At 67.0% G+C, this 19,496-nt stretch carries 20 protein-coding genes; 11 read left to right on the top strand and 9 right to left on the bottom strand.

The window, feature by feature from the left end:
- Nucleotides 1-16: 16 nt before the first annotated feature.
- From purB to GGC47_RS08060, 4 genes are all read right to left on the bottom strand, one after another.
- A complete protein-coding gene (gene purB / locus GGC47_RS08075) occupies nt 17-1,324 on the bottom strand; it encodes an adenylosuccinate lyase (protein ID WP_112764529.1) in 1,308 nt (435 codons plus the stop codon).
- A 142-nt stretch (nt 1,325-1,466) separates the two neighbouring features.
- A complete protein-coding gene (rpe, locus tag GGC47_RS08070) occupies nt 1,467-2,150 on the bottom strand; it encodes a ribulose-phosphate 3-epimerase (RefSeq protein ID WP_142022504.1) in 684 nt (227 codons plus the stop codon).
- A 100-nt stretch (nt 2,151-2,250) separates the two neighbouring features.
- On the bottom strand, nt 2,251-2,934 hold the full coding sequence (locus tag GGC47_RS08065; protein WP_370955578.1) for a glutathione S-transferase family protein: 684 nt from the start codon (nt 2,932-2,934) through the stop codon (nt 2,251-2,253).
- A 75-nt stretch (nt 2,935-3,009) separates the two neighbouring features.
- Nucleotides 3,010-3,969, bottom strand: coding sequence for a hypothetical protein (locus tag GGC47_RS08060; RefSeq protein ID WP_038358550.1), 960 nt, complete (start codon nt 3,967-3,969; stop codon nt 3,010-3,012).
- Between the two features lie 277 nt (nt 3,970-4,246).
- Between GGC47_RS08060 and GGC47_RS08055 the strand changes: the two genes are divergently transcribed.
- The 3 genes from GGC47_RS08055 (at nt 4,247) to GGC47_RS08045 (ending at nt 7,830) form a co-directional block, all read left to right on the top strand.
- Nucleotides 4,247-5,497 (top strand): NAD(P)/FAD-dependent oxidoreductase, encoded by a 1,251-nt coding sequence (locus GGC47_RS08055; RefSeq protein WP_112764527.1) that lies wholly within the window; start codon nt 4,247-4,249, stop codon nt 5,495-5,497.
- Between the two features lie 185 nt (nt 5,498-5,682).
- A complete protein-coding gene (locus GGC47_RS08050) occupies nt 5,683-6,822 on the top strand; it encodes a dipeptidase (protein WP_142022503.1) in 1,140 nt (379 codons plus the stop codon).
- A 180-nt stretch (nt 6,823-7,002) separates the two neighbouring features.
- Nucleotides 7,003-7,830, top strand: coding sequence for an RNA methyltransferase (locus GGC47_RS08045; RefSeq protein WP_142022502.1), 828 nt, complete (start codon nt 7,003-7,005; stop codon nt 7,828-7,830).
- 181 nt (nt 7,831-8,011) lie between these two features.
- Here the strand turns inward: GGC47_RS08045 and GGC47_RS08040 are convergent, their stop codons facing one another.
- A complete protein-coding gene (locus GGC47_RS08040; RefSeq protein WP_429067590.1) occupies nt 8,012-10,351 on the bottom strand; it encodes a TonB-dependent hemoglobin/transferrin/lactoferrin family receptor in 2,340 nt (779 codons plus the stop codon).
- 260 nt (nt 10,352-10,611) lie between these two features.
- On the opposite strand from GGC47_RS08040, the gene GGC47_RS08035 reads away from it, so the two are divergent.
- Nucleotides 10,612-11,946 carry a flavin monoamine oxidase family protein gene (locus tag GGC47_RS08035; protein ID WP_142022500.1) on the top strand — a complete coding sequence of 445 codons (1,335 nt, stop codon included), beginning with the start codon at nt 10,612-10,614 and terminating at the stop codon, nt 11,944-11,946.
- Nucleotides 11,947-12,096: 150 nt separating this feature from the next.
- On the opposite strand, the gene GGC47_RS08030 is transcribed toward GGC47_RS08035, so the two are convergent.
- Nucleotides 12,097-13,023, bottom strand: coding sequence for a bifunctional helix-turn-helix transcriptional regulator/GNAT family N-acetyltransferase (locus tag GGC47_RS08030; protein WP_142022499.1), 927 nt, complete (start codon nt 13,021-13,023; stop codon nt 12,097-12,099).
- 136 nt (nt 13,024-13,159) lie between these two features.
- Here GGC47_RS08030 and murI point away from each other — a divergent pair, with 136 nt between their 5' ends.
- From murI to GGC47_RS08005, 5 genes are all read left to right on the top strand, one after another.
- Nucleotides 13,160-14,026 (top strand): glutamate racemase, encoded by an 867-nt coding sequence (gene murI / locus GGC47_RS08025; RefSeq protein WP_142022498.1) that lies wholly within the window; start codon nt 13,160-13,162, stop codon nt 14,024-14,026.
- Nucleotides 14,027-14,088: 62 nt separating this feature from the next.
- Nucleotides 14,089-14,334: a hypothetical protein gene (locus GGC47_RS08020; protein ID WP_038358566.1), complete on the top strand. Its 246-nt coding sequence runs from the start codon at nt 14,089-14,091 to the stop codon at nt 14,332-14,334.
- Between the two features lie 203 nt (nt 14,335-14,537).
- On the top strand, nt 14,538-15,155 hold the full coding sequence (gene rpsD / locus GGC47_RS08015; RefSeq protein WP_038358568.1) for a 30S ribosomal protein S4: 618 nt from the start codon (nt 14,538-14,540) through the stop codon (nt 15,153-15,155).
- A 168-nt stretch (nt 15,156-15,323) separates the two neighbouring features.
- A complete protein-coding gene (locus GGC47_RS08010; protein ID WP_142022497.1) occupies nt 15,324-15,809 on the top strand; it encodes a hypothetical protein in 486 nt (161 codons plus the stop codon).
- A gap of 91 nt (nt 15,810-15,900) precedes the next feature.
- Nucleotides 15,901-16,122 (top strand): hypothetical protein, encoded by a 222-nt coding sequence (locus GGC47_RS08005; protein ID WP_429067584.1) that lies wholly within the window; start codon nt 15,901-15,903, stop codon nt 16,120-16,122.
- 79 nt (nt 16,123-16,201) lie between these two features.
- Here the strand turns inward: GGC47_RS08005 and GGC47_RS08000 are convergent, their stop codons facing one another.
- Nucleotides 16,202-16,327 (bottom strand): hypothetical protein, encoded by a 126-nt coding sequence (locus GGC47_RS08000; RefSeq protein ID WP_260368351.1) that lies wholly within the window; start codon nt 16,325-16,327, stop codon nt 16,202-16,204.
- Nucleotides 16,328-16,558: 231 nt separating this feature from the next.
- On the opposite strand from GGC47_RS08000, the gene GGC47_RS07995 reads away from it, so the two are divergent.
- On the top strand, nt 16,559-16,801 hold the full coding sequence (locus GGC47_RS07995; RefSeq protein WP_112764518.1) for a hypothetical protein: 243 nt from the start codon (nt 16,559-16,561) through the stop codon (nt 16,799-16,801).
- Nucleotides 16,802-16,864: 63 nt separating this feature from the next.
- On the opposite strand, the gene GGC47_RS07990 is transcribed toward GGC47_RS07995, so the two are convergent.
- Both GGC47_RS07990 and GGC47_RS07985 read right to left on the bottom strand, forming a co-directional pair.
- The gene (locus GGC47_RS07990; protein WP_142022495.1) at nt 16,865-17,581 is read right to left on the bottom strand and encodes an MgtC/SapB family protein; all 717 of its coding nucleotides are present in this window, start codon (nt 17,579-17,581) and stop codon (nt 16,865-16,867) included.
- A gap of 125 nt (nt 17,582-17,706) precedes the next feature.
- Nucleotides 17,707-18,318, bottom strand: a complete 612-nt coding sequence (locus tag GGC47_RS07985; protein WP_038358600.1) for a Spy/CpxP family protein refolding chaperone — start codon at nt 18,316-18,318, stop codon at nt 17,707-17,709.
- A gap of 168 nt (nt 18,319-18,486) precedes the next feature.
- Here GGC47_RS07985 and GGC47_RS07980 point away from each other — a divergent pair, with 168 nt between their 5' ends.
- Entirely contained in the window at nt 18,487-19,485 is a 999-nt protein-coding gene (locus GGC47_RS07980; protein ID WP_133563769.1) for a P1 family peptidase, read from the top strand.
- Nucleotides 19,486-19,496 lie beyond the last annotated feature (11 nt).

Below are 19,496 nucleotides of genomic sequence, written 5' to 3'. Positions count from 1 at the left end.
GCCGAAGTCCAGACCGTCAGGCCTGCCCGAACACCCGCCGGAAGATCGTGTCGACATGCTTGAAGTGATAGCCCTCGTCGAACATCGCCTTGAGCTCGGAGGCCGAGAGCTTTTCCGCCACATCCTTGTCGGCGAGCAGGTTGGTCAGGAAGTCCTCGCCATGCTCCCAGGTGCGCATCGCGTTGCGCTGGACCATGGCATAGGAATCCTCGCGGCTCGCCCCGGCCTGGGTCAGCGCCAGCAGCACGCGCTGTGAATTGTGCAGGCCGCCGAGCTTGTCGAGGTTCTTGCGCATGTTCTGCGGATAGATCAGCAGCTTGTCGACGACGCCGGTGAGGCGCGCCAGCGCGAAATCGAGCGTCACCGTCGCATCGGGCCCGATCATGCGCTCGACAGAGGAATGCGAGATGTCGCGCTCGTGCCAGAGCGCGACGTTCTCCAGCGCCGGCGTGACCATGCCGCGCACGAGCCGGGCAAGGCCGGTCAGGTTCTCGGTCAGCACCGGATTGCGCTTGTGCGGCATCGCCGAGGAGCCCTTCTGGCCCGGCGAGAAATACTCCTCCGCCTCGTAGACTTCGGTGCGCTGCAGATGGCGGATCTCCGTGGCCAGCCGCTCGATGCAGGAGGCGACGACGCCGAGCGTCGCGAAATACATCGCATGCCGGTCGCGCGGGATCACCTGCGTCGAGACCGGCTCGACCGTCAGCCCCATCTTCTGCGCGACATAGGCTTCGACCTGCGGATTGATGTTCGCGAAGGTGCCGACCGCACCGGAGATGGCGCAGGTCGCGATCTCCGCCCGCGCCGCCACGAGCCGCGCCCGGCAGCGATCGAATTCGGCATAGGCCTGGGCGAGCTTGAGCCCGAAGGTCACCGGCTCGGCATGGATGCCGTGCGAGCGGCCGATCGTCGGGGTGAGCTTGTGCTCGAAGGCCCGGCGCCTGATCGCAGCGAGCAGCGCGTCGACATCGGCGATCAGGAGATCGGTCGCCCGCGCGAGCTGGACCGAGAGCGTGGTGTCGAGGATGTCCGAGGAGGTCATGCCCTGGTGGACGAAGCGCGCCTCCGGCCCGACGATCTCGGCCAGATGCGTCAGGAAGGCGATGACGTCGTGCTTGGTGACGCGCTCGATCTCGTCGATGCGGGCGACGTCGAATTCGACGTCCTTCGCCTTGGCCCAGATCGTCGCGGCGGCCTCCTTCGGCACGACACCGAGCTCGGCGAGCTTGTCGGTGGCGTGCGCCTCGATCTCGAACCAGATGCGGAACCGGGTCTGCGGCTCCCAGATGGCGACCATCTCGGGGCGGGAATAGCGCGGGATCATCGCAAGCCTTTCACGTTCAAACCGCCGTCATTCCGGACAAGCCGCGAAGCGGCGCAGATCCGGAATCCATCATAGGGCAAAACGCTCTACGATGGCTTCCGGGTCTGCGCTTCGCTCCGCCCGGATGACGGAAACCTCTCAACTAAACCCAATCGCCGCGCGCGGCCTCGGCCGCCTTGCGGATCGCTTCAATATTGCCGGCATAGGCCGAAGGCCCGCCCTTGAACACGGCCGAGCCCGCGACCAGCGTATCGGCGCCGGCCTTGACGACCAGCGGCGCGGTCTCGGGCGTCACCCCGCCATCGATCTCCAGTGTGATCGGCCGGTCGCCGATCAGCGCCTTCACCTGCGCGACCTTCTCGACGACGGAATGGATGAAGCTCTGCCCGCCGAAGCCCGGATTGACGGTCATCAGCAGGATGAGATCGACATCCTGGATCAATGCCTCGACGGCGCTCGCCGGCGTGCCGGGGTTGAGCACGATGCCGGCCTGCTTGCCCTGCGCCTTGATCGCCTGCAGCGTGCGGTGCGGATGCGGCCCTGCCTCGACATGGAAGGAGATCAGATCGGCGCCGGCCTTGGCGAAGGCTTCGACATAGGGGTCGACGGGCGCGATCATGAGGTGCACGTCGAAGAACTTCTTGGTGTGCGGGCGGATCGCCTTCAGCACGTCGGGGCCGAAGGTGATGTTGGGCACGAAATGCCCATCCATCACATCGCAATGGATCCAGTCGGCACCGGCCGCATCGATCGCGCGCACCTCCTCGCCCAGCTTGGCGAAATCGGCCGAGAGGATGGAAGGGGCAATGCGGATCGGGCGGGTCATGGCGGGCGGTTTAACGCATCATGCGGAAAAGTGGGAACCGGTTTTCCGCAAAAATGATGCGGCAAGCCAAAAAACTTGCCCCGCTACGGCCCCGCTGCAATCAGGCGAAGCGCGATTTCACCGGAAAGGACAGCCGCCTGTCCGCTTCCGCGATCTCGGCAGCGACCTGCACGAAGGCCGGCCGCTGCCGCAGCCGCGCGAACCAGGCGGAAAGACCGGGATAGCCGTCGAGCGGCGGCCCGCCGAGCCGAAGCGAAAACAGCACGCTCATGAACAGCGCGATATCGGCGGTCGAGAGCCTGCCGCCGAAGAAATCCCGCCCTGCCAGCTTCTGCTCCAGTACCTCGTAATGCCGCGCCAGCGCCTCCTCCGCGATCAGCGCGTCGGCCTCCTGCACGATGCGGCGGTCGCGGTCGGGTGATGGCGGCCCGGTGCGATGCATCAGCGGCTTCAGCGCCTGCAGCATGATCTCGTCGGCATAGAGCTCATCGAGCCGGCAGCGCGCCCGCTCCACCGGCGTGGCTGGCATCAAGGAAGGCTCGGGATAGGCCTCGTCGAGATATTCGAGGATGACGGTGGAATCGTAGAGCACGAGCCCGCAATCGCTGAGCACCGGCACCTGGCCCTTCGGATTGAGCGCCAGAACCTCCGGATGCTTCGGATCATAGCCCGTCGTCTGGTTGAACGGCACCATGACGCGCTCGAAGGTGAGGCCCTTCTCCCTCAAGGCGATCTCGACCTTGCGGGCGAACAGGCTCAGCGGCCCGGAATACAATGTGATCATGGCGCGAACTCCTGCGATGGCGAAAACCTCGCAAGGCGGCGCGTCAGCGCCCGTCAGCAGCCCGACTGAGAGCCTCTAAGCCTCCTGGCGCCGAATCCGGGCGGCCAGCCCGCGCAGCAGCCAGGGCAGCAGATAGATCGGGAACTGCGCCAGCGCGAAGAACAGGAAGGTCGTCGGCGAGACGCCCGCCCCCAGCGCGGCGACGATGAGGCCCATGTTTCGCTGGCCGCTGCCATAGCCGATCATGAAGCGCTCCGAGCCCGGCAGCAGTCGCAGCACCAACCAGGAACTGATGAGCCCCGCGGCCGAGACGGCGAAGACGCAGGCCAGCACGAACAGCACGAGCCTGGGATTGGCGATCGCGGCATGGGTGACGCCATCCATCGCGGCGATGGCGAAGATGAAATACATCAGCACGCCGAAGCCATCGAGATTGGCCTTCATCGCCTTGATCCTGGCGAAGCCGAGCCACCAGCGCAGCAGCGAGGCGACCGCCATGCCGCCGCCGATGAAGATCAGCAGACGCAGCGCCAGCACCCAGCGGTCGAGCGGCACGGCGGCACCGGCCAGCAATTCGACGAGGAAGGGGGCGATGATCGGGCTCGCGATCGTCGCCGCGATCACGCTCGCGATGATGAGAGACGGCTCGAAACCGTAGAGGATCGCGACCGCCGGCGAGGACATGATCGGCGGCGCCGCGCCCATGATGGCGAGCCCCAGCACGATGCCCGGATCGAGGCTTTCCCGCCCGACCAGCAGCAGCGCCCCGCCGATCAGCAGCACCGGCCCGGCGATCAGCCACAGGCAGGCGGCGGCGAGTTTCGCCGGGCGCCTGAGCAGCTTCGCCGTGACGGCAAGGTCGAGGCGCAGGAAAACGACCGTGGTGAAGCAGAAGATCGTGATCGGCAGCACCGGCCGCGCCGCCGCCGAGAATTGCGGCAAGGCCAGGCCGAGAAAGATCGAGAGCGCGAAACCTTGCGTGCCGTAACGCCCGAGCCAGGCGAGCCCGGCGGCGGGAAGGGTTGCTGGATTCATCGGCACCGCGCTGGAATCATTCGCAAATCGTGCCGCACAGTGGCCGAACGGCGCCGCGGCGTCATCCGCTAATCCTGCAGGCACCCCTTGCGCCGGCATGAAATTGCAAGGACATCGCCAAAATGGCCGGTGAAACGATGGAATTGCGGAAGTTGGCGCAGAAATTGCGAAAGATCAGCCGATATGCCGCAAAAATTCGCCACGCCGCTGACAAGCCGGCGCAAAGCGGTATTTTGCTCGGCAAAGAGCTGGAAACAGGGGTTGGCGGGAGCAGGCCATGCGTGTGGATACGATCGTTCTCGGCGCGGGCATCGTCGGTATTTCGGTGGCGCTCCACCAGCAAAAGGCGGGCCGCTCCACGCTGTTGATCGACCGTCGCGCGCCGGGTGAGGAAACCAGCTACGGCAATGCCGGCCTGATCCAGCGCGAGGGCGTCTACCCTTACGGCTTCCCGCATGATTTCGGCGCGCTGTTCCGCTACGCGATGAACAACACCATCGACGCATCCTATCATTGGAGCGCGATCCCGAAGCTGGCCCCCTTCCTGTTCTCCTACTGGATGCATTCGCGCGCCTCGCAGCACGAGGCCATCGCCCATCAATACGCGAAGCTGATCGAGCATTGCGTCACCGAGCACGACGCCCTCGCCCAGGAAGCCGGCGCCACCGGCCTGTTGCGCCGCGACGGCTGGATGAAGGTGTTTCGCACCGAGAAGGAGCGCGACACCCGCCTTGCCGAGGCCGCCCGCTGGAACCGCGAATTCGGCCTGAACTACCGCGCCCTCGACAGGGCGACGCTCAAGGCCGAAGAGCCGCATCTCGACCATGGCAACCTGATCGGCGGCCTGCACTGGACCGACCCGACCACCGTCGTCGATCCGCTCGGGCTGTCGAAGGCCTATGTCGCGCTGTTCGAGAAGCTCGGCGGCAAGCTCGCCATCGGCGATGCCACGACCCTGGCGCAGAACGGCGCCGAATGGAGCGTCACCCTCGCCGACGGCACCAAGGCCATCGCCAAGGATGTCGTCGTCGCGCTCGGCCCCTGGGCCGACGTCCTGACCAACCAGCTCGGCTATCGCCTGCCGCTCGCCGTCAAGCGCGGCTACCACATGCACTACAAGCCGCTGGGCAATGCCGTGCTCAACCACCCCGTCCTCGACACCGAGCGCGGCTATTTCCTCGCCCCGATGCTGCAGGGCATCCGCCTGACCACCGGCGCCGAATTCGCCGACCGCGACGCCCCCAAGACGCCGGTGCAGCTCGCCCGCGCCGAGCCGATCGCCAAGACGCTGTTCCCGCTGGGCGAGCGCCTCGATGCCGAGCCCTGGCTCGGCCGCCGGCCTTGCACCCCCGACATGATGCCGATCATCGGCCCGGCCCCGAAGCACAAGAACCTGTGGTTCTCCTTCGGCCACGCCCATCACGGGCTGACGCTGGCCGCCGTCACCGGCCGCATGATGGCGGAGATGGTGACGGGGCAGAAGGTGTTCGTCGATCCGTCGCCCTTCGCGCCGTCTCGTTTCTCGTAAGGCATCACCGTCATGCTCGCCCTTGTGGCGAGCATCCACGTCTTGACCACGACTTTCGACCAGCAAAGACGTGGATGGCCGGGACAAGCCCGACCATGACGAGGGGGCGCCCTGCGCTTCCGGCTCTCGCGACTGCGCCCGCTCCCTGCCAGAGTAACGCTTCCGATTCCCTCCGAGACCCCGCCATGGCCCTCGCGAAACCGCCCGTCCAGGACAATGCCTACACTGCCGCGCTCGCCCTGCTCGACCGCGTGCCGCTGATCGACGGGCACAACGATCTGCCCTATGTCATCCGCAAGGACCGCAACGCCAAGGGCGATGTCGCGGCCTATGGGCTCGACAAGGTCCATCCGCAAGTCGACACCGATATCCCGCGCATGCAGGCGGGCAAGCTCGCCGGCCAGTTCTTCGCAGCCTATGTCCCGCCGAACCAGCCCAACCCCGCCGGTTTCGCGCTCGCCCAGATCGCGCTGATGCGCAGCATCCTCAAGCAGCACGACGATGTCTTCCGGCCCGGCCTCTCGGCCGATGATGTCGAGGCGGCGAAGGCGGAGGGGCGTATCGCCCTGTTCATGACGATCGAGAACGGTTCCGCGCTCGAGAACGAGCTCGACGCGCTCGACGCCTATTACGATCTCGGCGTGCGCCTGATGACGCTCTGCCACAACGACACGACCGACTGGTGCGACTCGGCCACCGACGCCCCACGGCATGACGGCCTCTCCTCCTTCGGCATGCGGGTCGTCCGGCGGATGAACCGGCTGGGCATGGTCGTCGACCTCGCCCATGTCGCCCCGAAGGCGATGCATGACGTTCTCGATGTCACGCGCGCGCCCGTGTTCTGGTCGCACTCCAATGCCTTCTCGCTTTGCGACCATCCGCGCAACGTGCCCGACGATGTGCTCGACCGGGTCCCTGGCAATGGCGGCGTCGTCATGGCGACCTTCGTGCCGGATTTCATCAGCCAGGCCTCGCGCGACTGGCACCGCCCGGCGAAGGACCAGTATGGCAAGACCCCCGACACGATGGACTACGCCAAGGTCGAGGCCGAGATCGTCGCCAAAGCCGGACCGCGCCCGCAGGCGACGGTCTCCCAATATTGCGACCATCTCGACTACCTGGCCAAGCGCATCGGCCACGACCATGTCGGCATCGGCTCGGATTTCTTCGGCTGGGTCAATCCGGACGGGCTGGAGGACACCTCGACCTTCCCGAACGTGATCGCCGAGCTGATCCGCCGCGGCTGGTCCGAGGAGAATCTGGCCAAGCTCGCCGGCGGCAACACGCTGCGGGTGTTGCGCGCGGTCGAGGCTGAGGCCGACTGAAATCGCCGCTCTTCACGTCATGGCCGGGCTTGTCCCGACCATCCACGTCTTCCTTGACCCAAGGTCCTGTGCAGGACGTGGATGCTCGCCACAAGGGCGAGCATGACGTATGAGCTTGCCGTCGCGCCCGCCGATCCTGGCCGTGACGTGAGCCTCACGAAGACAAGATCTCATTCTCCCATGACCGGTTCCGGCACCGACCGCACCCGCCCCGCCCACCAGGCGCCCGCCCCCGTCGTCATCCTGGTCGAGCCGCAGCTCGCCGAGAACATCGGCATGTGCGCGCGGGCCATGGCGAATTTCGGTCTCTCCGAAATGCGCCTTGTCGCGCCCCGCGACGGCTGGCCGACTGGCGGCGGGCTCAAAAAGGGCGCGACCGCCGCCGCCTCCGGCGCCACCCATATCCTCGAGAACGCCCGCCTCTATGCAAGCGCGGCAGAAGCGGTCGCCGATCTCAACCATGTGCTCGCTACGACAGCCCGCGAACGCGGCCAGATGAAGCGTGTCCTCACCCCGGCCGAGGCGATGCCGGGCCTCGCTCAACGGATCGGCGGCGGCGAGCGGGTCGGCATTCTCTACGGGCGCGAGCGTATCGGTCTGACGAATGAGGAAATCAGCCTGGCGGACGCGATCCTGACCTTTCCGGTCAATCCGGCCTTTGCCTCGCTCAACCTTGCCCAGGCCGTCCTGCTGAACGGTTACGAGTGGTTCAAGACGACGGATGGTGAGCCGCCCTTCCGCGAGAACAACCCCTCTCCGCCCGCCAAGCGGGAGACGATCCTCTCGATGTTCGACTATCTCGAAGGCGAACTCGACATCAGCGGTTTCTTTCCGCCCGGCAAGAAGCCGGTCATGACCGCCAATCTGCGCGACATCCTCCACCGCCTCGACATGACCGAGCAGGAGGCGCGGACGCTGCGCGGCGTCTTCAAGTCGCTGGTCGAGGGGCCGAAGAAAGCGCGGCTTCTGGCCCGGCAGGCGAGCGAGCCGGAGCAGTCCGAAGGCTGACGAGCGCGCCGTCATGCTCGGGCTTGACCCGAGCATCTCCGAGCGGAAACGGCGCCTCTTTCGGGAAAAGATTCTCGGATCTGCGCTTCGCTCCGTCCGAGAATGACGCCTCCTGAACGAAAAAGGCCGGCCCTAAAGGGCCGGCCTCTCCTGCTGGTCGGGGGGTCTCGAAACGTCCCGGTCAGAATTGATACTTCATCGTCGCCTTCACGGTGCGGCCCGGCTCGCTGTAGTAATCGCGCGCTTGCGGCCGCGAGAGCGGAACGTTGACCGCGTCCCAGTATTTGCGATCGAAGATGTTGTAGACGCCGATCTGGAATTCAAGATCCGCGATCTCGGGCGCCGGGCGCCACCAGGCCGAGGCGTTGAACAGCGCATAGCCTGGCGCCTTGAAGCCGGTGGTCGGCGGCGTCGTCGCGGTCGTCGAGACGTCGTCGCGCTTGCCCGCCATCTTGGCCGAGACCTCGGCGCCCCAGCGATCGGTGCCATAGGCGACGGCGACGATGCCCTGCACCGGCGGGATCGAGTTCAGGAAGCTGTCGTCGTCCTTGTTCTGGCCGCGGGTATAGGCGAAGGAGCCGCGCACCAGCCAGTTCGGCGCAAAGGCGTATTGCCCGTTGATCTCGACGCCCTGGATCTCGGCGCGGTTGATGTTCCGGTAGCCGGTGATGCCGCCCTGCTGATAGAGCCCACCGACGCCCGCCGCCTGAATCTGGTAGGTATCGATGAAGTTGCGGTAGTTGGTGTGGAAATAGGTGATCGAGCCGCCGAGCTGCTTGTCGCCGAAGCGCATGCCGACATCGATGCCGTTGCCGATTTCAGGGCGCAGATTCGGGTTGCCGGTGCGCAGATAGGTGGCGGGCCCGCCGAAGCGGCCATAGAGTTCGTCCGCCGTCGGCGCACGGAAGGTCTTGGCCCATTGCGCGAAGACGGTGACGTCCTTCACCCAGGGCGCGTTCTTCAGGATGTCGTATTCGAGCCGGATGCGCGGCGACCAGCCGGAATCGCTGGAGGACGGCGGCAGACTCGTCGGCCGCGAGCCGCCCGCAAAGTAGGCCGGGGTGTTCTGCGGCACTTCCTCATACCAGTCGAAGCGGACGCCGGGCGTGATGCGCAGGCGGTTGTCGATGAGGCCGATCTCGTCATGCGCGTAGAGGCCGACGAGCTTTCCGTCGACCTTCGGCTGGTCGGCCTGATTGGTGTGGAGGTTGTTGCAGGTGGTCAGCGCCCCTGTGAAGACACCCGAGGCGGGCCTGGCCGGGCAGTTGTCGACGCCGGCCGAGTATTGCTCGAGCGAGGACATCCGCAATTCCGTGCCGAGCATCAGGCGATGCGACGCCATGCCGGTCTGGAAGTTCTTCAGCAGATAGCCGTTGAAGCCGTAGGAATTCTCCTCGTTCTGGTTGTTGCGGGCATAGGGCCCGATGATGCTGGTGTAGCGCCAGGCGTTGGTGATGTCGTTGCGCTTCAGCCGCTGCCAGTAGAGCGTCGCATGCGCTTCGTCGATAAAGGCTCCCGGCAGCTTGTAGTCGTAGCTCAGCGAAACCCGGTTGCGCTCGACATCCTCGCCCGATTCATAGGAGCCGGGGCGGAAGTTGCCGGTAAGCGAAACGGTGTTGTTGCGAATCTGGGTTCGGTCGGCGCGCTTGAAGAATTCGCCGGTGAGGCCGAAGCGATGCTCGCCGACCTCCTGATAGATCTTGCCGAGGAAGCTGTACTGGTTGAAGTCGCCCGGATTGGGCGCGGTGCGCGTCGCGCCGATCGTCTTGAGGTTGCCCTTGTTGTCGATCTCGTGGCCGTCGCGGAAGCCGCCTTGCAGCAGGACGGAGGTGTTCCCCATCCGCGCCGCCGCCGCGGCGCTGCCGAACCAGGCCCGGTCGGTGCTGTCATAGCCGGTCTTGGCGAGCGCGCCATAGGAGCGGCCATTGCGCAGCAGATCCTCCGGGTCGAGCGTGCGCACCGCCAGCGCGCCGCCGAGCGCACCGCTGCCGAGCGTGCTCGCCCCGCTGCCGCCGCGCAGCAGGTCCAGCGTCGAAAGCGAGTCGAAATCGAAGGCGTTCTGGGCGCCCCGATTGATGCGCGTGTCGATCAGGAAGGGCTGGCGGATGCCGTCGATCGTCGTCAGCACGCGCGCCCCGTCGAGGCCGCGGATGTTGAGCGAGTTGTTCTGGCGGTTGAAGGTGATGCCGGCCTCGACGCGGTTCGCCAGGTCGGTAAGGTTCTGGACCTGCTCGCGATCGAGCTCCTGGCGCGTCACACGGGTCGTCGTCGGCCCGTTGAGCAGCGCCCCGCCGGGCACGCCCTCGCCCTGCACATTGATCTGGTCCAGCACCACGGGCGCATCGCCGGCATTCGGCTGCGTATTCGCGGCCGCCTGCTGCTGACGACGTTGTTGTTGCGCCTCTGCCGACGAGGCCGCCAGCGCCAGCACCAAGGTTCCAAGGGCCACGCCCCCGCGCAGCTTGCCGAAATACACGCCCATCGCCCAGTCCCATCCTGCCTGGCCCGTCCCGGCCGTCATCGGCAGATTAAAATGAATATAAACAGCGCCTTACGAGAAGATAAGACTTCAATTCGGATATTGTTTGCAAAAGATTCTGTCAATTACTATGCACCGTAAAGCAAAACTATAGAATCGATCCAATAAATAACTATTCTAATGTAGAACTGCAGCGCGCCAGCGGCCGCGCCGAATTCGGCTCCCGATCTCGTGATCGCGCAGGAGCGGACTGTGACGCCGCGCGTCATTGCCTCCTGCGAAAAGCCGCGCATCTTCGTGTCATGAACGCTCGCTACGCCACGCTCGATCGACGCAAGCTCTTGACGGGAGGCAGCGCCATGGCGGCGGCGTTCTCGATCGCCGGCGGCAGGGCCCGCGCGGCGGACACCGACGTCGTCGTGATCGGAGCCGGCGCGGCCGGCATCGCCGCTGCCCGGGCGGTGAAGGCGGCCGGGCGCAGCGTCACCGTGCTGGAGGCCCGCGGCCGGGTCGGCGGGCGCGCTTACACCGACGCCTCGCTCGGCCCCAGCTACGACGCCGGCGCGATGTTCATCCATTGGGCCGAGCGCAATCCCTGGGTCGACCTCGCCCGTGAGCTCGGCGTCGAGACGGCCCCCGAGCCCATGGGCGGCGGCTTCCGGGTCTTCGCTGACGGCCGCCCCATGCCCGACGCCGACCGGCGGCGCCGGCGCGATGCCTTCAGGCAGATCGACCGCCGGCTGGAGACGGTCGATATCGGCGCCCGCGACCTCTCCATCGCCGAATTGCTCGGCGATCTCGGCCCCGACATGGCGCCGGTCGCCACCTCCGGCCTCCTGCTCTCGATCGGCGAGGAGTCCAGCCGCATCTCGGCCCGGGATTACCAGCGGCTCTGGTCCGGCGACGACCTCGTCGTGCCTTCCGGCTACGGCAATCTCGTCGCGCGTTCAGCCGCCGGTCTCGACATCCGCCTGAACGAACCGGTCGAGGCCATCGATTGGAGCGGAAGCGGCGTGACGGTCACCTCCCGCTCGGGCACGCTAAGGGCCAGGATCTGCATCCTCACCGTGCCGGTCGGCGTGCTCAAGGCGGAGACGATCCGCTTCACCCCCGCCTTGCCGGCTGCGACCCGCGATGCGCTGGCCGGCCTCCATATGGGCGCCCTGACCAAGATCGCCCTCAAGGTCGAGGGAGACCGCTTCGGCATCACGCCGGGCGCGAGCTTCCTCGAATCCGGCAAGCCCGAGGGAATGATCAATTTCGACATGTATCCGGACGGCAAAGATCTCGTCATCGGCTATTGCGGCGGCGATTTCGCGCGCCAGCTCTCGCAGGCCGGGCCTGACGAGGCCAAGGCCCATGCCACGGAGCTGCTGGCGACGATGATCGGGGCCGAGTTCCGCAAGACCGTGAAGGCCGTCTCCTTTCCCGCCTGGTGGACCGATCCCTTCGCGCGCGGCGCCTACTCCGTCTGCGACCCCGGCCACGACGCGGCGCGCGACGCCCTCGCCCAGCCGATCGGCGGACGCCTCCTCATCGCCGGCGAGGCCACGGCCGGCGGCGGCGCCATGACGGTCGGCGGCGCGACGCTGGCAGGACGCGCGGCGGCCACGGCGCTGGCGCGGCTGAAGGTCTGAAAGCTGCTCTTTCAAGGAAACGCGGGTCATCCCGGCCGAAGCGAAGCGGAGAGCCGGGATCCATGCCTGAACCTTCCTCGGAAGCGCTCTGGCATGGATCCCGGGTCAAGCCCGGATGACGGCGTGGTTCTGTCCAAGATCAGGACGGTCTTAAAGGGCCAGCTCCCAGTTCTGCCCCACCAGATCCTGTCCGAAGGAATGGTGCCGCTCCTCTGCGACCAGCTTGAAGCCTTCGGCAATATAAATGGCCCGCGCCGCATGCAGGATATCGTTCGTCCACAGCACCATGCGCCGGTATCCCGCCGCGCGGGCGAAGCCGATCGCCTCCCGCACCAGCGCCTTGCCGAGGCCCAGCCCCTGCGCACGCTTCTCCACCAGCACGAGCCTCAGCTTGGCGGTCGCCGCATCCTCCGCGACCACGAAGCTCGAGCCGGCCGGCTCGCCATCGAGCTCGGCGATGAAGCAACGCTCGCGTCCCGGCTTGAACTCGCGCAGGAATTGCGCGGCGATCTCGGCGACCAGCGCCTCGAAACTCAGGTCCCAGCCGTACTCCTCGGCATAGAGCCGGCCATGGGCGGAAACCACCCAGCCGATATCCCCGGCGCGATGTTCGCGGATCACAGGCCGCGACCTGGTCGCCCTCTCGCCGGACAGAAGCGCCTGCGTATCGGCGAGCGCGCTGACGAGCCTGCCGCACTCCGTTGGCGAGAGCCGCGCCAGGATCGCCTCGGCCTGCGCTTGCGACGCTTCGTCGAGGGGCCGAAAGGCGGCCTGCCCGGCCCGCGTGAGCCGCAAGCGAAAGGCGCGCCCGTCGGCGTTCGAGCGCTGTCGGTCGAGCCAGCCCTGCGCCTCGAAGCGCTTCAGGATGCGCGAGAGATAGGCGGGATCGAGATCGAGGTCGCGCGCCAGCTCGACCGCGAGGCAACCATCCCGCTGCGCCAATTCGTAGAGCACCCGCGCCTCGGTCAGCGCGAAGCCCGAGCCATGCAGATTGCCGCCCAGCGCACCGATCCAGCGCGTATGAAACCGGCCGAACCGGCGAATGGCCGCGACAGCCGCTGCTTCGCTCTCTGTCATGGCATCCTCCCGCCGCGAGCGAAGGTCAATTTAGTGGACAAAGTCAACTAAATTTGAAACAGCCGCTTCAGGCGGCATTGACTGTCGCTTAACGGCTCTCTGGCGGAATCGGGCTTTGACGTTTCGCGGCGTAGTCATGCAGGTCGATCTTCTCGCCGGAACGGGTTATCGCCCGCTTGTGGCCCCCCGCCCCCAACCCACCATCCTCGTCTTCGATTCCGGGCTCGGCGGTCTCACCGTGCTCGGACGCGCCACGCGTGCCTGCCCGGCGGCGCATATCGTCTACGCCGCCGACGACGCCGGTTTCCCCTATGGCCGCCTGAGCGAGGAGGAGCTCGTCGCCCGCGTCCTCGCCGTCATGGAGCGCCTCGTCGCGCGCTTTCACCCCGACCTCGCGGTGATCGCCTGCAATACCGCCTCGACGCTGGTGCTGCCGGCGCTCCGGGCCCGCTTCGCCATCCCCTTCGTCGGCACCGTCCCGGCAATCAAGCCGGCTGCGGCGGCGACCCGCAGCGGTCTGATCTCGGTGCTGGCGACGCCCGGCACCGTGGCGCGCGACTACACCCGCGAGCTGATCGAGACCTACGCCGCCGGGCACCATGTCACGCTCGTCGGCGCGACGCGGCTCGCCGGCCTCGCCGAGCAGGCGCTCAAGGGCGAGACCGTCGACGACGCGGTCCTGCGCGCCGAGATCGCCCCCTGCTTCGTCGAGGCGGACGGCCGCCGCACCGACATCGTCACACTCTCCTGCACGCATTATCCCTTGCTGCTCGAGCGGATGAAGCGGCTGGCGCCCTGGCCCGTCGAATGGATCGACCCGGCGCCGGCGATCGCGCGCCGTGTCGCCGACCTCCTGCCCGCAGCGAGAGACGGCAGCCCGGTCGGCCTCGACGCGACGGCCGTCTTCACCGACGGCTCCGGCCTGACGGGGCCGCTGCGCATCGCGCTGGCCGGCTATGGCCTCGCGCAGGTCGCCATCGAGCCGATGCCTCTGGCGAACTGACGGAACTCCGCCGCACTCCACGCGTTGCGGCGATGGCGACCCTCACCGAGGAACGAAAGCTCATGAGAAAGTTGCTGTTGCTGCTGGCGCTCGCCATCGGTTTCGCCTTCGCCGGTTTCGGCGCCGGCTCCGAGGCGCAGGCGAAGCCCCATGGCTGGCACAGGGGCCACGGACATCATGCCATCTATCGTCATGGCCCGCGCCGTCATTACGGCTGGCATCGCGGCCATCATTACGGCTGGTACAAGCACCACCCGCGCCATCACCATTATCGTCATCACCACCGGCATCATCGCCACTGGCGCTGATGCCCGTTTCCGGCCCGCCCGGAATTGACTCGAAGCCGGCTTTCCGTCATACGGCCCTTCGTCACGCGGCTCCTCACGGGGCCGCGTGGCTTTTTCCGCACCCGTGATCCGCTTTCCTTCGGAAGCCGGATCTGTCGCCCCAGCCAATGCAGGGGAGCAGGAGGGCGCGGTCCTCAACTCGCGAACCTGAGAGGACACGCGACATGTCGAAGCGCCATGAGGCCAAATACAAGATTGACCGCCGTCTCGGTCAGAACATCTGGGGCCGCCCGAAGTCCCCGGTCAACCGTCGTGAATACGGCCCCGGCCAGCACGGCCAGCGTCGCAAGGGCAAGCCGTCTGACTTCGGCACGCAGCTGCGCGCCAAGCAGAAGCTGAAGGGCTATTACGGCTCGATCTCCGAGAAGCAGTTCCGCCGCTATTACGCCGAGGCGATCCGCCTCAAGGGCGATTCGGGCGAGAACCTGATCGGCCTGCTCGAGCGCCGCCTCGACGCGGTGATCTACCGCGCCAAGTTCGTGCCGACCGTCTTCGCCGCCCGCCAGTTCGTCAACCACGGCCACATCACCGTGAACGGCAAGCGCGTCAACATCGCCTCCTATCAGGTGAAGCCGGGCGACGTGATCGCGGTCAAGGACTCGTCCAAGCAGCTGGCCATCGTCATCGAGTCCGCCGCCCTCGCCGAGCGCGACGTTCCCGACTACATCGACGCCGACCACACCAAGTTCACCGCCACCTACACCCGCACGCCCACGCTGACGGACGTGCCCTATGCGGTGCAGATGGAACCGAACCTCGTCATCGAGTTCTACTCGCGCTGATGCGGTCACGGCGGCTTCCGGCCGCCGCCGATATCGGAACACAGGGGACGGCATCTTTGCCGTCCCCTTTTTTATGCCCGTCCTGGCAGTGAACAGCGTCTTTGCCACCGTAGCCGCCATGGCGGCGGCGAACCCATTCCCGTCACAATCCTGCGGGAGCTTCTGGGCATGACGATATTGCACAGCGCCGAACTCTTCATTTTCGCCGACTATTTCCAATTCTATCTGCAGGACGAAGGCGTCGACGAGGATTGGGGCGCCTTCTGGACGGACGAGACGCTTGAGCGGATGCTCGCCGTGGGCGACTGCAGCGTCGGCATCGCGACAATGCGAAACATGTCCGTCCCGGTCGCCATTGCCGTGCACGACGATGCGCCCGAAGCGGATTTCCACGAATGGGAGCTCGTCAACGAATGCTCCTTCCGTGTGCGCACGGGCCGGGTCATGGTGCTCGGCTGCACGGAAGGCACGCCGCAGGAGCGCGCGCGCTTCTCGCTGCCGCCCGGCAGCTATCGGGTGCGCGTTTCCTATGTCGGGCTCGACACCCTGAGCGATGACGCCCTGGACGGCGACGATTTCTACCGGCTGCAGATCTGGCCTGCCCCACCGGCGCCGACCCTGACCTTGAAGACGCGCAGGGCAACGGCGGGCTGAACCGGACGCCCCCCTTACGTCAGACCGAGAGCCCGCTGTGCCGAGACCTTCGCTCCTTTTCCGCTTGGCCGCGATCATGCTGCCCCTTGCCGTGCAGCTCGCCGCCAGCGTCTCGACGCCGGCCATGGCCGAGGTGCGCTTCGGCCGCAACGTTCGCGTCGGCGGCCATGATTTCTCGAACCAGAGCTTCAATCGCCATCGGCGCGCGCTAATTCATATCTATGACCGCACGCCCAGCCGTCCCGGCTGCGTCTGGCGCTCCGACGGACGCGGCGGAAAGGTCAAAATCTGCCACCTGCGCCGCATCCGCTGAGCGCGCCGCAAAGAAAAGGGGCGGCCCGGCAGGCCGCCCCTTTTCTTTGCCCCTTCAGGAAGCAGGCCGCGCGCCGGTTCTACAGATGCGAGCCGACCTCGTCGCGGAAATAATAGCAGCCGAGACTCAGGCAGCCGATCAGGATCGACAGCGCATAAGGTCCGAACAGACACATAACGAAGACCGAGCCGATAAAGGCTCGCATTCCCCATGTCAGCCAGGTTCCATTCATGGCTCACCCTCGCATCGCATTGACTGACAAAGCGTAAACGGAAAGCCGTGAATCCAACTTGAACAGATATGGTGAATCACGAAATCGTCCTTTTCCTCTCGTACGTTAGCAAGTCGGGCGAAAGCAAGGCGTAAAGCGGCCGGGGCAGTTTCCCTCCACGGTTGGATGCCCTAGCGTCGCCCGGCCTACAGCTAGGGGATCGCCATGATTCGCATTGTTTTGACCGCTCTCGCGCTGACCTGCGCGTCGAGCTTCGCCCACGCCCAGAGCTGCGCCGTCCAGGCGACGGACAAGAAGCTCGCCGGCGCCGCCAAGACCAGCTTCCTGACGAAGTGCGAGAAGGATGCCGGCGCCTCCTGCGACAAGCAGGCCGCCGACAAGAAGCTTGCTGGCGCCGCCAAGGCGAGCTTCACCAAGAAATGCGTCTCGGACGCCACCAGCGGCTGAGAGGTCGCCGCGCCCGGCCACCGCACGGCATCGCCATGCGACCGCCGGGACGGTGCCGACCGCTCAGTCGGCGGTGCTGCTCTCCCAGGTCGCGTGGCTCACCGCGGGCAGGCGCCCGAGCTTGTCGACGACATGGTCGAGTTCCTTGCGGTCTATCGCCGTGCTGATGAGCTTGGCGACAATCTCGACGGTGTCTTCGCCGCGCTCGATCGTCGTGATGTCGCTGAGCGGATATTGCGCCGCCTCGAGATATTCGACGAGCGTGTCGCGGATATCGGCGAGCGCCTCGGCCCGCGTGGTGACGACGACCTCGTAGGTCGCTTCGAGCGCCCGCTCGTCGAGCGGAATGCGGTTTATCGCGTTGACGAGCGGCCTCAGCAACGTGTTGCCGAATATGACGAAGGTCGCGACGAGCGCCGCTTCGGCGATCATGTCCGCACCGGCGCAGGCGCCCACCGCGGCGGAACCCCAGAGGGTGGCGGCCGTGTTGAGGCCGCGCACGTTCATGCCCTCCTTCATGATCACGCCAGCGCCCAGGAAGCCGATGCCCGAGACGACATAGGCGATCACCCGGATCGCGCCGGCCGTGCCCTCCAGGCGCATGGCGAGATCGACGAAGGCGGCGGCGCCCAGCGCGACGAGGACCGTAGTGCGCAATCCCGCCGTGCGCTGCCGGTACTGGCGCTCGGCGCCGATCAGCATGCCCAGCACGAACGCCGCGCTCAGGCTGACGGCCGTGTCGAGGAAAGGCAGAAGCTCGAAGGTCTGGATGAAGCGCATGGCCGCTGGCTCGCGTGGCGGGCAGCGGTGCTTGACATGAAGAATAGCCCCCGGCAAGCCGCCGGGGGCGCGTCGTCGTCAGAGGTTGTCAGCGCGCCGGGCCGGATAGCCGGCGGGTGCCGAATTCACTCGTCGTCCTGGCCGTCGTCGCGATCGCGGTTGTCCTGCCAGCGGCGCGGCCCATGATCGCCGCCGTCGCGCCGCCCCCGCCATTCGCGCATTTCGCGGAAGCGCTCGCGGCCCTCGGACATGGCCTGGCGAACCGAACGGCGCAGCACGGTCTTCTGCTCGTCGCTGAGCGTCGCCCAGAGCGGCCTCACCGTATCGGCCAGTTCCTTCGATGCGGCGGCGCGCTCGCCCAGGCGCTTGGCGCGCGCATCGATCCGCTCCATCAGATCGGCGCTGCGCAGCCGGTCACGCTCCTCGCGCATCGCAGTCCAACGCTCGCGCCCCTGCTCGGCGCGCTGCCTGATGAGAGCCTCGACCTTGTCGAAGAGCGGCACCTGCTCGGGCTTCAGCTTGAGATCCTCGCGCACCTTGGCGAAGCGCTGGTCCATCCGGACCTTGGCCTGCTCGGCGCGGCGCTGGCGCATCTCGTCGCGCCGCTGGTCGCGCGTCTCCGCGCTCTGCTGCTTCTGGTCGCCGCCGGCCGGCGGCACGGGCTGCGGCTGCGCCAGGGCGAAGGTGCTGGCGAGCGCGGCGATCGACGATGCGGCGATGAGGACGATGGGTTTCATGAAGCTCTCCTCGAACAGTCCTGTAACGTGTCGCTCAGCGGGTCTCGAAGCCGATTGGCGATGTCACCACGGTGGCTGTCGGTGGGTGAACCGGCGATGGCCCGCGGATGAAAAGATCGTAATGTGACGTCAACGCGTTCAACGCGATTCAGTTCGGTGCCGACCTCCATGCGCAACCTGATCACCGATGTCCGGGGCGTTCTCATTGGCCACGCGCATGACGCGGCGGCGGCGACGGGCGTGACCGCGGCGCTGTTCGAACGCCCCACCGTCGCCTCCATGGCCGTGCTCGGCGGCGCGCCCGGCACGCGCGACACTGCCTTGCTCGAGCCGGAAATGACCGTCGAACATGTCGACGCTCTCGTCCTCTCCGGCGGCTCCGCCTGGGGTCTGGGCGCGGCCGACGGCGTGATGAGCTGGCTTGCGGGTCACGGACGCGGTTTTCCGGCCGGTGGCTTCCGCATCCCGATCGTGCCGCAGGCGATCCTGTTCGACCTCGCCAATGGCGGCGACAAGCCCTGGGCCCGCGGCGACGGGGAAACGCCCTATCGCCGCCTCGGCATGGAGGCAGCGGCGGCCGCCGGCGCCGATTTCGCGCTCGGCACGGCCGGTGCCGGCTTCGGTGCCACCACGGTCAACCTGAAAGGCGGCCTCGGCTCGGCCAGCGCACGCGCGGCGACCGGCCAGATCGTCGGCGCCCTCGTCGCCGTCAACGCGGTCGGCAGCGCCACCATCGGCGGCGGCCCGCATTTCTGGGCCGCTCCCTATGAGCACAGCGCCGAGTTCGGCGGCCTCGGCTGGCCGGCCGCGATCACGCCCGCAGAGACGGCCCTGCGCTTCAAGGGCGGCACCGGCCAGAACACCACGATCGCGCTGGTCGCGACCGACGCCGTCCTCACCAAGGCGCAGGCGAAGCGCATGGCGCTCGCCGCCCATGACGGACTGGCGCGGTCGCTGCGCCCGGCCCACGCGCCACTCGACGGCGACATCGTCTTCGCCGCTGCAACCGGCCATAGCGGAGCCCCCTCCGACGCCTTCGCACTGACCGAGCTCTGCGCCACCGCCGCCGATGTGCTGGCGCGGGCCGTAGCGCGCGGCGTCCATGCCGCGACGGCGCTGCCCTTCCCCGGGGCGCAACCGGCCTGGCACGACCGCTTCGGGGGCTGATCGGCGCAACC

It is taken from the genome of Allobosea sp. OAE752, assembly GCF_050433265.1.
GTDB lineage: Bacteria > Pseudomonadota > Alphaproteobacteria > Rhizobiales > Beijerinckiaceae > Allobosea > Allobosea spartocytisi.
This window is presented reverse-complemented; position numbering and strand designations above follow the sequence as displayed.